At 69.2% G+C, this 13,468-nt stretch carries 13 protein-coding genes, 1 tRNA gene and 1 pseudogene; 2 read left to right on the forward strand and 13 right to left on the reverse strand.

Features of this window, described 5'->3' with window-relative positions; all coding sequences use genetic code 11:
• Positions 1 to 9: 9 nt before the first annotated feature.
• Genes thrC through argS form a run of 4 tightly spaced genes read right to left on the reverse strand, consistent with a single transcriptional unit; the run spans position 10 to position 5,485 of the window.
• Complete coding sequence (gene thrC, locus NF20_RS06065) at positions 10 to 1,092, reverse strand: threonine synthase (RefSeq protein ID WP_011724197.1); 1,083 nt, start codon at positions 1,090 to 1,092, stop codon at positions 10 to 12.
• On the reverse strand, positions 1,089 to 2,414 hold the full coding sequence (locus tag NF20_RS06070; protein WP_003873236.1) for a homoserine dehydrogenase: 1,326 nt from the start codon (positions 2,412 to 2,414) through the stop codon (positions 1,089 to 1,091). Before NF20_RS06070 ends, thrC begins: the two co-directional genes overlap by 4 nt.
• Before the next feature lie 3 nt (positions 2,415 to 2,417).
• Positions 2,418 to 3,836 (reverse strand): diaminopimelate decarboxylase, encoded by a 1,419-nt coding sequence (gene lysA / locus NF20_RS06075; RefSeq protein WP_011724196.1) that lies wholly within the window; start codon positions 3,834 to 3,836, stop codon positions 2,418 to 2,420.
• Positions 3,833 to 5,485 (reverse strand): arginine--tRNA ligase, encoded by a 1,653-nt coding sequence (argS, locus tag NF20_RS06080; RefSeq protein WP_023881202.1) that lies wholly within the window; start codon positions 5,483 to 5,485, stop codon positions 3,833 to 3,835. The genes lysA and argS overlap by 4 nt, the downstream gene beginning before the upstream one ends.
• 115 nt (positions 5,486 to 5,600) lie before the next feature.
• On the opposite strand from argS, the gene NF20_RS06085 reads away from it, so the two are divergent.
• Positions 5,601 to 5,676: transfer RNA gene (locus tag NF20_RS06085), tRNA-Arg, on the forward strand.
• Positions 5,677 to 5,729: 53 nt separating this feature from the next.
• Here NF20_RS06085 and NF20_RS28020 read toward each other — a convergent pair.
• The 7 genes and pseudogenes from NF20_RS28020 to NF20_RS06120 all read right to left on the reverse strand — a co-directional run bounded on the left by NF20_RS28020 (position 5,730) and on the right by NF20_RS06120 (position 10,735).
• Positions 5,730 to 5,888 carry a hypothetical protein gene (locus NF20_RS28020; protein WP_023881989.1) on the reverse strand — a complete coding sequence of 53 codons (159 nt, stop codon included), beginning with the start codon at positions 5,886 to 5,888 and terminating at the stop codon, positions 5,730 to 5,732.
• Positions 5,889 to 6,040: 152 nt separating this feature from the next.
• Positions 6,041 to 7,572: pseudogene (locus NF20_RS06095) on the reverse strand (terminase large subunit domain-containing protein).
• 332 nt (positions 7,573 to 7,904) lie between these two features.
• Entirely contained in the window at positions 7,905 to 8,594 is a 690-nt protein-coding gene (locus tag NF20_RS06100; RefSeq protein ID WP_011724193.1) for a hypothetical protein, read from the reverse strand.
• A 37-nt stretch (positions 8,595 to 8,631) separates the two neighbouring features.
• Complete coding sequence (locus NF20_RS06105) at positions 8,632 to 8,937, reverse strand: hypothetical protein (RefSeq protein ID WP_011724192.1); 306 nt, start codon at positions 8,935 to 8,937, stop codon at positions 8,632 to 8,634.
• Positions 8,934 to 9,749, reverse strand: a complete 816-nt coding sequence (locus NF20_RS06110) for a hypothetical protein (RefSeq protein ID WP_011724191.1) — start codon at positions 9,747 to 9,749, stop codon at positions 8,934 to 8,936. Before NF20_RS06110 ends, NF20_RS06105 begins: the two co-directional genes overlap by 4 nt.
• 9 nt (positions 9,750 to 9,758) lie before the next feature.
• Positions 9,759 to 10,478 carry a hypothetical protein gene (locus tag NF20_RS06115; RefSeq protein ID WP_011724190.1) on the reverse strand — a complete coding sequence of 240 codons (720 nt, stop codon included), beginning with the start codon at positions 10,476 to 10,478 and terminating at the stop codon, positions 9,759 to 9,761.
• On the reverse strand, positions 10,475 to 10,735 hold the full coding sequence (locus NF20_RS06120) for a hypothetical protein (protein WP_011724189.1): 261 nt from the start codon (positions 10,733 to 10,735) through the stop codon (positions 10,475 to 10,477). Before NF20_RS06120 ends, NF20_RS06115 begins: the two co-directional genes overlap by 4 nt.
• A gap of 253 nt (positions 10,736 to 10,988) precedes the next feature.
• Between NF20_RS06120 and NF20_RS06125 the strand changes: the two genes are divergently transcribed.
• Positions 10,989 to 12,221 carry an IS256-like element IS1245 family transposase gene (locus NF20_RS06125; protein ID WP_011725525.1) on the forward strand — a complete coding sequence of 411 codons (1,233 nt, stop codon included), beginning with the start codon at positions 10,989 to 10,991 and terminating at the stop codon, positions 12,219 to 12,221.
• Between the two features lie 149 nt (positions 12,222 to 12,370).
• On the opposite strand, the gene NF20_RS06130 is transcribed toward NF20_RS06125, so the two are convergent.
• Entirely contained in the window at positions 12,371 to 12,784 is a 414-nt protein-coding gene (locus tag NF20_RS06130) for a low molecular weight phosphatase family protein (protein WP_023862343.1), read from the reverse strand.
• Positions 12,781 to 13,455, reverse strand: coding sequence for an arsenate reductase ArsC (locus NF20_RS06135; protein ID WP_011724187.1), 675 nt, complete (start codon positions 13,453 to 13,455; stop codon positions 12,781 to 12,783). The genes NF20_RS06130 and NF20_RS06135 overlap by 4 nt, the downstream gene beginning before the upstream one ends.
• Positions 13,456 to 13,468: the final 13 nt, after the last annotated feature.

Below are 13,468 nucleotides of genomic sequence, written 5' to 3' on the forward strand. Positions count from 1 at the left end.
GCCCATTCGTCAGGCCAGCCCGAGCTTCTCGACCACCAGGACCGGATCGACCGGCAGCGGGGTCACGGTCGGCATGTCCCGCAGCGCGGTGTCCGGATCCTTCAGGCCGTTGCCGGTCACCGTGCACACCACCGTCGACCCGCGCGCCACCCAGCCGTCCTCGACCGCCTTCAGCAGTCCCGCGATGCTGGCGGCCGAGGCGGGTTCGACGAACACGCCCTCGGACTCGGCGACCAGATGATAGGCGGCCAGGATCTCGTCGTCGGTGGCCGCCAGGAAGCGGCCGTGGGATTGCTGCTGCGCGTCGACGGCCGCGGTCCACGATGCCGGCGCGCCGATGCGGATCGCGGTCGCGATGGTCTCGGGGTTTTTGACCGGCTCGCCGTGCACGAGCGGGGCCGCCCCGGCGGCCTGGGTGCCGAGCATGCGGGGCAGCTTCTCGATCAGGCCCTCGTGGTGATATTCGGTGTATCCCTTCCAGTACGCGGTGATGTTGCCGGCGTTGCCGACCGGAAGCGCGTGCACGTCAGGCGCGGCGCCCAGGACGTCGACGATCTCGAACGCCGCGGTCTTCTGACCCTCGATGCGCACCGGGTTGACCGAATTGACCAAGGAGATCGTCGGGAAGTCGGCGGCCATCTTGCGGGCCAGCTCCAGGCAGTCGTCGAAGTTGCCGTCGATCTGAATGATCTTGGCGCCGTGCATGACCGCCTGCGCGAGCTTGCCCATCGCGATCTTGCCCTGCGGGATCAGCACCGCGCAGGTGATGCCGGCACGGGCCGCATAGGCCGCCGCCGACGCCGAGGTGTTGCCGGTGGAGGCGCACAGCACCGCCTGCTGGCCGCGCGCCAGCGCGTCGGTGACCGCCATCGTCATGCCGCGGTCCTTGAAGGAGCCGGTGGGGTTGAGGCCCTCGACCTTGAGATGGACTGTGCAGCCGGTCTTTTCCGAGAGCCGGCGGGCCGGGATCAGCGGGGTGCCGCCCTCGAGCAGGGTCACCGGGGTCCAGTCGTCGCCCACCGGCAGCCGGTCCCGGTAGGCCTCGATGAGGCCGGGCCAGGGCTGATGGACGGCGGTGCGCTGGGCGCTCATAGGCTGGTCCCTTCCAGTCGCAGCACGCTCGTCACGCTCTGCACGACGTCCAAATCGGCGAGCGCATGCACGGTTTCGGAAAGCGCGGCATCGGTGGCGGTGTGGGTGACCACGACGATGCGGGCACCCACCCGGCGGCCGCCCTCGTCGGCGACGCCCTCCTGACGGACCTCGGCGATGCTCACCTCGCGCTTGGCGAATTCGGCCGCCACCGACGACAACACACCCGGCTTGTCGGCCACGTTCATGCTCACGTAGTAGCGGGTGGAGATGAAACCCATTGGTGCGACCGGGAGTTGGGCGTACTTGGACTCCCGCGGGCCGCGGCTGCCCAGCACCCGGTTTCGCGCGGCCATCACCAGGTCACCGGCCACCGCGGACGCCGTCGGCGCTCCACCGGCGCCCTGGCCGTAGAACATCAGCCGGCCGGAGGCCCTGGCCTCGACCACCACCGCGTTGAAGGCGCCGTTGACCGTGGCCAGCGGATGGGACAGCGGCACCAGCGCCGGGTAGACGCGCGCCGAAACCCGTTCCTGGCCATCGTCGCCGGTGATGCGTTCGCAGATGGACAACAGTTTGATGGTGCAGCCCAGGGCGCGGGCGGAGGCGAAGTCGGCCGGGGTGATCTTGGTGATGCCCTCCCGGTAGACGTCGTCGGCGGTCACCCGGGTGTGGAACGCGATCGACGCGAGAATCGCGGCCTTGGCCGCGGCGTCGTACCCCTCGACGTCGGCGGTGGGGTCGGCCTCGGCGTAGCCCAGGTCGCTGGCTTCGGCCAGCGCGGTGTCGTAGTCGGCGCCGGTGCTGTCCATCGCGGACAAGATGTAGTTGGTGGTGCCGTTGACGATGCCGGCGACCCGCAGCACCGTGTCACCCGCCAACGACTGGGTCAGCGGCCGGATCACCGGGATGGCGCCGGCCACGGCGGCCTCGAAATACAGGTCCACGTGCGCGCTTTCGGCGGCCTGTGCCAATTCGCCGGTGGAGGTGGACAGCAGCGCCTTGTTGGCCGTGACGACCGACTTGCCGTGCTCGAGCGCGCACAGAATGGCCTTGCGGGACGGTTCCACCGGCCCCATCAACTCCACGACGATGTCAACGTCGTCGCGCGCGGCGAGTCCTTCGATGTCGTCGGTGAGCAGCTCGACCGGAACACCGCGGTCGTCGGCGACGCGGCGCACCCCGACGCCCCGCAGCACCAGGGGGGCACCGATGCGGGCCGCCAGGTCACCGGCGCTGTCCTCGATGATGCGGACGACTTCGCTGCCGACGTTGCCCAACCCGAGTACCGCTACACCAACCGGCTTTTCGTCACGGGGCACAGCTCACCTCACTTCCAGACTCAGTAGATCGTCGACCGTCTCGCGGCGCAGCACCAGACGCGCGCGGCCGTCACGCACCGCGACGACGGCCGGGCGGCAGACCATGTTGTACCGACTCGACAGCGAATAACAGTAGGCGCCGGTGGCGGCCACCCCGATCAGGTCACCGGGCCTCAGATCGCCGGGGACCCAGGTGTCTCGAACCACGATATCGCCGCTCTCGCAATGCTTTCCGACGATCCGGGCCAGCTCGGCGGGTGCATCGCTGACCCGGGAGACCAGCCGGGCGTCGTACTGGGCGTCATACAGCGCGGTGCGGATGTTGTCGCTCATGCCGCCGTCCACGCTCACGTAGCGCCGGTGCGCGGTGGCGCTCACGTCGACGTCCTTGACGGTGCCCACCTCGTAGAGGGTGATGGTGCCGGGGCCGGCGATGGCCCGTCCCGGCTCGACCACCAGCCGCGGTGTCGGCAGCCCCACCGCCGCGGACTCGTGCTGCACGATCGCGCTCAGCTTGCCCGCCAGCTCACCCATCGGCGGCGGATCGTCCGCGGCTAGGTACGAAATGCCAAGTCCCCCACCGAGATCCACGGTGGCTATCTGCGCTGTTTTCTCGACGCCGAACTGCTCGACCGCGTCGTGCAGCAAGCCGATGACGCGGCGGGCGGCGAGTTCGAAGCCGGCGACGTCGAAGATCTGTGAACCGATGTGGCTGTGCAGGCCGACCAGCCGCAGGTGTTCGGTGTCGAAAACCCGGCCGACGGCGGCCAGCGCGGAACCGCTGGCCACGGACAGCCCGAACTTCTGGTCCTCGTGCGCGGTGGAGATGAACTCGTGGGTGTGGGCCTCCACACCGACGGTGAGACGCACGAAGACGTCCTGGACGATGCCCGCGTCGGCCGCGATGGCGTCCAGCCGCTCGATCTCGGTCATGGAGTCCAAAACGACATGCCCCACACCGGCTTTGACCGCGGCCGTCAGCTCCGCGACGGATTTATTGTTGCCGTGGAAGGTGATTCGCTCCGGGGGGAAGTCGGCGTGCAGGGCGACGGCCAGTTCCCCGCCGGTGCACACGTCGAGTGACAGGCCTTCCTCGTCGATCCAGCGGGCCACCTCGCTGCACAGGAAGGCCTTGGCGGCATAGTGCACGTTGTTGCCGCCGCCGAAGGCCGACGCGATCTCGCGGCAGCGGGACCGAAAGTCGTCCTCGTCGACGACGAACAGCGGGGTGCCGTACTCGCGGGCCAGCTCGGTCACCGCGACCCCGGCGATGGTCGCGACGCCGGCCTCGTTGCGAGTTGCGTTGCGAGGCCACACATTCGGCGCGAGCAGCAACAGCTCCTCGGGAGACTGCGGGCGCGGCGGGCTTTCGGGGTGGCGGGTCTCTTCGGCATGCCGAGGACCGGCGGGGTGGACGTTCACATTCGCTCCGGAGCGGTCACGCCCAGTATCGCCAGCCCGTTGGCGATCACCTGCCGGGTCGCCTGGCACAGCGCCAGCCGGGCGGTGTGCAGATCGGTGGGCTGCTCGTCGCCCTGCGGCAGCACCCGGCAGGAGTCGTAGAACCGGTGGTAGTCACCGGCCAGGTCTTCCAGATACCGGCACACCCGGTGCGGCTCGCGCAGCGACGCCGCGGTTTTGAGCACCCGCGGGAATTCGCCGAGGGTGCGCAGCAGCGTCCCCTCCTTGTCGTGGCTGAGCAGTTCCAAGTGCGCGGTGTCGGGGATGAGGCCCAGTTCGGCGGCATTACGGGCCAGCGCGGACAGCCGAGCGTGCGCGTATTGCACGTAGTAGACCGGGTTTTCGTTCGACGCCGAGGACCATAGCGCCAGGTCGATGTCGATCGGGGTGTCCACCGAGGAGCGGATCAGGCTGTAGCGCGCCGCGTCGACGCCGATCGCCTCGACCAGATCGTCGAGCGTGATCACGGTTCCCGCCCGCTTGCTCATCCGGACCGGTTGGCCGTTGCGAACCAGGTTGACCATCTGCCCGATGAGCACCTCGACGGCGGCCGGGTCGTCGCCGAACGCGGCAGCGACCGCCTTGAGCCGGGCGATGTAGCCGTGGTGGTCGGCGCCCAGCATGTAGATGCACAGGTCGAAGCCGCGCTGCCGCTTGTCCAAGTAGTAGGCGATGTCGCCGGCGATGTAGGCGGGCTTGCCGTCGCTCTTGATCACCACGCGGTCTTTGTCGTCACCAAATGCACTGGTGCGCAACCACGTTGCGCCGTCCTTCTCGTAAATGTTGCCGGTTTCGCGCAGCCGGGCGATGGCCTGGTCGACCCGGCCGCTGGTGTGCATCGAGTCTTCGTGGGTGTACACGTCGAAGTCGGTGCCGAACTCGTGCAGCGACTCTTTGATGTGGGTGAACATCAGGTCGACGCCGATGGCGCGGAAGGTCTCGCGCAGCTGCGGCTCGGGCAGGCTCAGCGCGTCGGGCGCCTGGCGCAGCACCTGGGCGGCGATGTCGTTGATGTAGCTGCCGGCGTAGCCGTCTTCGGGCGTCGGCTCGCCCTTGGCGGCGGCGATCAGCGAGCTGGCGAACCGGTCGATCTGGGCGCCGTGGTCGTTGAAATAGTATTCGCGCACCACGCCGGCGCCCTGGGTGGACAGCAGCCGGCCCAGCGCGTCGCCGACGGCGGCCCACCGGGTGCCGCCGATGTGGATCGGCCCGGTGGGGTTGGCCGAGACGAATTCCAGGTTGATGTTGTGGGTGGATTGCGCGTCGGAGTGGCCGTAGCGGTCGCCGGCGTCGAGCACGTTGGTGACGACGATGGCCTGCGCCGACGCCTCGAGGCGCAGGTTGATGAAGCCCGGGCCGGCCACCTCCGCCGAGGCGATGCCGTCGGTTTCGGCCAGCGCGGCGGCCAACCATCCGGCCAGCTCGCGGGGATTGGCGCCGACCTTTTTGCCCAGCTGCAGCGCGAGGTTGCTGGCGTAGTCGCCGTGCTCGGGGTTGCGGGGGCGCTCGACGACGACCGTCGCCGGCAACGCGGCCGCGTCCAGCCCACGCTCGGCCAGCACCGCGGCGGCGGTGTTTCTGAGCAGCTCGGCGAGGTCAGCGGGGGTCACGAGCGTCCATCCTATTGGCTGAGGTGCCCGCGCCCCGAATCCATTGCGGTGACGAAGCGGTCATCCGGATGCGTTAGGCTGTCGGGGCCCATTGGTGCAACAACAACGTTGTCGCGCCCCCGTAGCTCAGGGGATAGAGCGTCTGCCTCCGGAGCAGAAGGCCGCAGGTTCGAATCCTGCCGGGGGCACCAGGTCAGACGGTATTTCTGACCACCGCGTGCAACATACGTGCAAGATTGCACGGTCAGCGTGCCGCCGCCTCGGTGAACATGGGCACCCACCCGTCGCAGTCGTCGCCGTCGCAGCCGCGCAAGCTGACCACCGTCACCTCGCCCCTCGCGTAGGCCACCGCGTCCTGATTCGACACATGGCGCAACGCTCGCTGAGCGTCGATGTCGGTCAACGGTTCTGGACGACAGCGGGCGCAGTCACAATCACCGAGGGCGGCGGGCTCGGCGGGGGTCGTGAGGTCCGCGCGCAGCTTCGCCCGGCCCGCCCTAGCCAACTCCCCGCCGCCTATCGTGCCGACGGTGCGCAGGACGGCGGTGCAGCCGGTCACCGGCCACCCACCCGGCGCGTCATCCATGCCGGGGGCGGTGAAATCTTGCCCTCGCGGGCACGGCGGGCGGTGTCCATTGGGGTGACTACGTGCATCCCCTGGCCGATGGAGTGCGCCAGCACGTCGTAGGCCACCACTGCCGCCGCCACCCGGTCGGGCTGGTGCTGCCCGCTTCCCACGTCACCGCCTGCGCCTCGAAGTCGGGCAGGAACCCCGCCACTCGGCACCGTCCGACCTCCAGCGCGGCGAGCAGGCCGGTGGACCGGGCCACGGCGTCGCCCTTGCCGCGGTCGGTGCCCTTGGGTGGCCAGCCGGTGACGCGGATGGGCCGGTCCACGCGGAACCGCGCCAGCACCTCGGTGACCAACCGGGTGTAGGTCGCCCTGGCGGCGAACGCCTCCACGGCGATCTCGCTGGCACCCACGTCGGCGGCGAGCTGCACGGCCCGCACCGCCCAGGCGTCCGATGTCATCCGGCCCGACACGTCGGCGATGAGCGCCACCACGCCGTCGGCGGTTAGCGCGGCGGCGATGATGCCGGTCTCGTCGCCCTGCCCCGAGTCGGCGGGGTCCACGCCCACCACGATCTTGACCGTCCCCGGCGGCGCGGCTGGCAGCCGCCAGGTGTCAATCCACGCCGCCTTGACCAGCCCGCCCTCGGGGGTGGACGGGGTGCCTAGATACATCGCCGCCCACGCCCGCGAACCCACCTCCGTCTTGATCTCGCGGAACTGCTCGGCGGTGCGCCCGACGGCGGATGTCATTGCCACGCCGCTGCGTTCGCGGCCCAGCGCGTCGGGCACCCCGGCGGTACTGATGGCCGGGATGTTCACGCAGCGCCACCGGCTGCCGGGTTCGGCCAGCAGCGACCCGGCGAGGTCGTCAGGGTGCCACCGGGTGAGGACGATAATGGCCGACGCGCCGGGCATCAGCCGGGTCATCAATGACGCACGCATCTCGGCATAGAGGCGCTTGCGGTAGGCGTCGGAGTCGGCCTCCTGCGCACCCTTCACGGGGTCATCGACCAACAGCACCGATGCGCCGAACCCGGTTGTGCTGGACAGGATGCCGCCCGCCAACATGCCTCCCCGGTGACCGGCAACCCGCCAGCGGCCCACGGCCTGCTTGTCCGCCGCCAGCTCGATGCCGACGACGGCGGGGTTCTCGGCGATGAGTCGCCGCGCGGCGGCGCTGTGTTCCTCAGCCAGGGCGTCGCCGTAGGACTTCACGATGACCTCGGCGTCGGGATCGCGCGACAGCAGCCACACCGGGAACACCTGCGAAGTCTGAACGCTCTTGCCAGTCCTCGGCGGCATCGTGACGATGAGCCGCGCGTCGGGCGTCTCCACCGCACGCACCAACTCGTCGGACAGCAGCTTGATGGCCGGGGTGACCACGTAGCCGGGGATGAGCCGCCGGGCCAATTCCGCCGGGGTGTCTGGTCGCCGCCGGGCGCGGGCCGACGCGGTGGCACGGGCGGCGGTCATGGCCGCGATGGGGGTGCGCGGGCGGTCGGTCATCGCTGTCATGCGGCCCTCCGTTGGGGTTTTAACCCGGCGCACTGCGCGTCCCACAGGTCCGAGCGCGTCCAAGAGTGTTCGCAGCGGTCGCATACGTACTCACACACGACGCCCCTACCGCCGCGCCAGGTGACGGCATCGGGCTCGGTGTGGGTGGCGAGGCGCACGCAGCGGTCGGCGTGGTGCCCCGCCGGGTTGCACCGAGGGCAGTAGTCGGGCAACCAGAAGTCGTGAAACGGATTGGGCGTCATCGTGTCTCCTCGGGTGGTCGGTGGGTGCCGTCGTCGTTGGGTGCTGGCCCACCGCGCTCTACCGAGGCCAATCGGAGCGCGGCGGGGCGGTCAGGTAAGCGGTGGAACGGGGCGCATACCGGCTCGCAGCCCGGCCAGTTGCGAGCTGCCTGGCCCGCCGCCATCGGTGATGCCCAGCGCCTCGCACACGTCGGTCTGGTTGACCTCCCCGGTGCGGTGGAGCTGTTTGGCCACGCGGATCACGGCGGGCCAGGCGCGCTCGATGACGGGCTGGACGGCGTGCCCGAGGTGGGTGCCGCCAGCGGCGGTCAGCACGCCGCAATCACTACGCGCGCCACCGTCGAACAACGCATACATCTCACGCTGAGTCGGACGGCGACCACCGGCACGCCACCGCGCCTGTGCCCACGGCCCCGCATAGGTGATCTCCTCGTCACGCCCGTGCGGAGAGTCGGAAAAGCTGGTCACACCCTCCACGCCCGACACGCGGCTGTCGCTCACCACAGCGGTGCGCAGTTGAGCGCCGAAAATCACGCCCGCCACGGAGTGGCCCGCCTCATGGACGCAGATTTCGAGGTGCTGCCGCTGGCGGGCGGTCAGGTCGGCCACGGTCGGCAGGCGCTTGGATGCGGGCGCTGGCTTCGGTGGGGTCGGCGCGGCGGGCCGGGCCGCAGCGGTGCGGACGGCGGGACGGCCCGCAGCAGCGGCGAGGGTCGCGCGTGCGACCTGTTCGGCCACGGCGATGAGGTCGTCCCTGGTGATGGTCGGCTCGGTGGTCATTGGTGGTGTGTCCTTCCCTGGTGGTGTTGGCGGCTGGTCACGGCGCGGTGGCCGACGCCGGGGCGGCGGTGCGGAACACATCCGGTCCACCACCGTCCCGGCGTCGATCGGCAGTGACCGGGGTCTGCGTGTCGTTGCGTTCCAACAGTTTTCGGGCGTTCTTCTGACGTTCCCTGCGGTCGCGGGCATCGCCACGCGCTGCCGCCGCGTCCAGGTGACGGTCGATGCACGCCGCGCAGGTGTATCCCCACACGCTGCCCCGGTGCCGCCAGCACGGCCCCCCGCACGACTGGCAGGCCGGGCCGGTGTAGGTGTCCGGCGCGTCGGCATCGGCGGCGGTCACGGCGTCACCTCCACCGCTGCCACCACGGCCTCGTAGCCCACCAGCACCGACCGCTCGGCGACGGCGACGTAGAGGTTGTGGCGCTCGTCCAACGCCGTGCGGACCTGCGGCACGTCGCGCCACCCGAACAGCGGCGCGCTGGTGGCCACGATGGTGCCAGCCAGCCCGGCACGGTAACCGCCGTCGAACACCAGCGCGTGCCCGCCGGGGGTCGTCCACTTCGCACCCGAGCGCGTGATGAGTTGCGCCGCAACGAACACCGGCAGCCAAGCGGGTGAGGCGTGGACGTAGCCCAGCACGTTGGCCTCGGCGAACTCGGCCTCAATGTGCGCCAGCGCAGCCACCACGTCGGCCACCGCCGGGATGGCGTCCAGGTCGGCGGCATCGACCAACAGCCGCGCGGCGAACTGACGCGCCACCACGACCGACTCCCGCAGCCGCAACGCCTGCGCAGCGCGCTGCTCCACCTCGCGGCGCGACGGCTCGGTGGCATCGCAGGAGTCGAACGCCCAGACCACCAGCGGGTCGAACGGGTCAAGCACGCCGCCGCGCTCGCCCTCCTTGCGGTCGCCGTCCAGGGCGGGAACGCCACACCAATCTGTATCCCACACGCCCACCTGGTCGCCGGGGAAGTTCGCGCCGCGCACCTCCACGCCGGTCAGGTGACGACTGGCCTCGTCGGTGCCCACGTCGGTCCAGAACACCGACGAGTACAGACCGCCGGGCGCAGGGTTGACCGGCGGTGCCTCGAAACGCACCGGCAGCATGTCGGGGTGGGTGGTCACTGGGAAGTCGGGTAGTGCGGTGGTCATCGGTGTCTCCTATGCGTCGATGCCCATAGCGGCCAGTTCGGCGCGGGCGCGGTCGTCGGTGTTCTGGTGGTCCTGGCGGTGGTCGGCGTAGTCGTCGCGGTTCAGTCGGCGTTCCAGCGCCGTCGCGGCGTGGTCGATGGTGCGAGACAGCAGCCGCGCCAATAGGTCCGACCGCGACGGCTGCCCCCGCAGCGCAGCGGCGTTCGGCGGGTGCGACTGCGCCAACAGGGTGGAGAACTCGGCATCGACCGTCTCGGCCATCGCCACCAACGCCGCCGCCCACGCGCCGGTCGCCAGGTCCTCCTCGGTGATGTGAGGCAGCGCCGGGCGCGGGGCCAGGTCCACCAGCGTGGTCACCGCGTAGCGGCGCTTGCCCGGCTCGTTGGCCAGGTGCGCGGTACGGCGGCGGGCATCGGCCTCGGCCACCCACCCGACGACATCGCCGACGAGTTCGTGGACCTCCTCGGCCATCCACGTCACCGTCGCTGTGGAGCGCAGGAACCGGCTGGGCCGGGCATCATCGGCGATCCGCTGCGCCAACGGGTTCACCTGCTCGGCGATCTCGCGGGCCAGGGACCAGTCGCCGCCGTACTGGCCGACGGTCAGCCCGACGCGCCGCCGGTCGCGGTGCTCGGCCTGGCTGTACCGACGCGGCGGCTGTGGACGCAGTGCGGCGAGCGCGGCGGGAGTACCGCGCCGGGCGATGACGTGAGACGGCGTGTCGTTCACCGGGCCACCGTCTCGGTGTCGGCCTCGGCGTGCTGGTCGATGAGGTCCATGAGCGAGTCGGCCCGTTCCGGCGTGATGTCGAGGTTCCTTACCAGGAACGCGTGCCGCCGCAGCCACGACAACGCGGCGCGCGCCTCGTCGACGCGGGGGCCGTCGGTCTCGCCGCGCGAGGCCATTGCACCGAGCCGGGAACGCCAGAACTCCACCGAGTGGGTGCGCGGATGGGTGGCGGGCGCGGGCGGGCTAGCGGCTGTCATGCCCCTACGTTAAGCCGCTTGCGTGCATAGCCGGAAAGCCTGAAAGCCGTTGCGGTATAACAAAACTAACCTAGCTATACCGATATCGGTTACCGTGCAACGCCTTACGACGTGGCGAAACACGGCGATGCGGAGGGAGCGTCCCGGGGAGTGGTGTAAGTGATGGCGGCGTGTCGGTCCCTGACGTAAGAGGGCCATCGCGTGAGTCTCTGTGGTGAAACGACCAAGAATCACTACCGAGAGGAACATCGCGATGGCCCTGGACCAGTCTGCCTTGCTGGAGGTGCTCGACGCACTGCGCACCGCCGATGCCGGTGAGCGGATCACTCAAGCCGCCGAAACGATCTACCAAGCCTTGATCGACGCGGAGTTGACCGCGTTCATCGGGGCTTCTCCCCATGAGCGCACCGAGACCCGCTCCAATCAGCGCAACGGCTCGCGTCCGCGCACGCTGTCCACGGTCGCAGGGGACCTGGAACTGCGGATTCCCAAGCTGCGCACCGGGTCATTTTTCCCGGCGTTGTTGGAGCGGCGTCGCCGGGTCGATCAGTGCTTGTTCGCGGTGGTGATGGAGGCCTACCTGCACGGCACCTCCACCCGCAAGGTCGACGATCTGGTCAAGGCACTGGGTACCGATACCGGGATCTCCAAAAGCGAGGTCAGCCGGATCTGCAAAGACCTCGACACCGAGGTCGCGGCCTTCCGGGACCGGCCGTTGGGTGATCAGCGCTTTCCGTATGTCTTCCTCGACGCCACCTACTGCAAGGCCCGGGTGAATCATCGGGTGGTGTCGCAGGCGGTGGTCATCGCCACCGGGGTGGCCGCTGACGGGCGCCGCGAGGTACTGGGCTTTGAGGTCGGAGACTCCGAGGACGGGGCGTTCTGGACCGCGTTTTTGCGGTCGTTGAAATCCCGCGGTCTGGCCGGAGTCCAACTGGTCATCTCCGATGCCCATGCCGGACTGCGCAGTGCCATTGACGCCGTGCTGATCGGGGCCGCCTGGCAGCGGTGTCGAGTGCACTTCCTGCGCAACGTGCTCGCCCAAGTGCCCAAGGGCTCCGCAGAGATGGTCGCCGCCGCGATCCGCACCGTCTTCGCCCAGCCAGACGCCGAGCACGTGCGCGAACAACTCGACACCATCGCCGGCATGCTCGGCCGCCAGTTCCCCAAGGTCGAAACCATGTTGCGCGAGGCCGCCGCCGACATCACCGCCTTCGCCGACTTCCCGGTGGCCCACTGGAAAAAGATCTGGTCAACCAACCCACTGGAGCGATTGAACAAGGAAATCAAACGCCGCACCGACGTCGTCGGCGTGTTCCCCAACCCCGCCGCGCTGTTACGGCTGGCCGGCTCGGTACTCGTTGAGGCCCACGACGAATGGCAGGTCGCCGACAAGCGCTACCTCTCCGAGACCAGCCTCGCTCTGCTCGACGTCAGTGACCAAAGTGCCGAAACCATTGCCCCCACAGCCGCTCTCACGGCATAGTGGCTACCACAGAGCCACACGCGGACACGCGACCGCTCTTACACCACTCCACGGGACGTGACCGATGCGGACACCGACGCCTGCCGACCAAAACTAGTCCGCAATCTCAGGTGTGTCGGACCGCTAGCGGGGTCGGCGGTGGCTACCAGTCAGTCCCCCAGCAATGATCGGTGCAGCGTCTCCACACGGCGGGCGATGTCGTCGCGGACCAACCGCATCCGCTCAATCCCGTCGATGCCTCGTTCGGACGGTTCGTCGGTGACCCAGGTTTCAACCGTGACGCCCTCGGTTGGTTCGACCTGCGCCTCGCGTCCCAGAACGACGACCCGATCCACGTGAGCCAAGACATCACGGTCAATGGGCTTTGGGTGCTCGGCTGAGATGTCCACGCCGACCTCGGCAAGCGACTCGGCGGACAGGGCGTTGAGGGCGTCACCCGGCCTGGTGCCCGCCGAAAACACGTCCACGGTGTCGCCCGCGACCTTGCGCATCAGCCCCGCCGCCATCTGCGACTTGCCCGCGTTCTTGACACAGACGAACAGCACGCTCGGTTTGGCGCTCAACTGACTGGCGTGATGTGGAGTTCGGCCAGCAGGCGGCGCACGCGGCTTTCGATCTCGTCTCGGATCGGTCGAACAACGTCAACACCTTGCCCGGCGGGGTCGGTCAAATCCCAGTTCTCGTAACGCTTGCCGGGGAAGAACGGGCAGGCGTCGCCGCACCCCATCGTGACCACGACGTCGGACGCTTGCACGATCTCGTCGGTCCACGGCTTGGGAAACTCGCGGGTGATGTCGATACCGACCTCGGCCATCGCCTGGACGGCGGCGGGGTTGATCTCGTTGCCTGGTTCGGACCCACCGGACCACGCCACGCCCTGGTCGCCCGCGAGGTGGTTGAAATAGCCGAGGGCCATTTGAGACCGACCCGCGTTGTGGGTGCACAGGAACAGCACCGTGGGTTTGGTGTCGGTCACCTTGCCCTCGACGCGCGCCAACGCGGTGAGCCGTTGGCGTGCCCACCGTTCGGCCAGCAGCGGCAGAAAATTAGGAACGGTTGCGCGCCCGGCGAATTGGTCATACGAGGAGTGGAGGAACCGTTCGATGGTCTCGACCCCGAAGTGCTCGGCGAAATCGTCGTGCAATCGCGTGGAGGCTGTTCTCAACGCGAGTTGCTGATCAATCGAGATGTCGCGCCGTACGTGCGCGGCCAGGGATGCGGGGCTGTCGGTCATGGTGTGTTCCGAT

The sequence above is a fragment of the Mycobacterium sp. MAC_080597_8934 genome (assembly GCF_000523975.1).
Classification (GTDB): Bacteria; Actinomycetota; Actinomycetes; order Mycobacteriales; family Mycobacteriaceae; genus Mycobacterium; species Mycobacterium avium.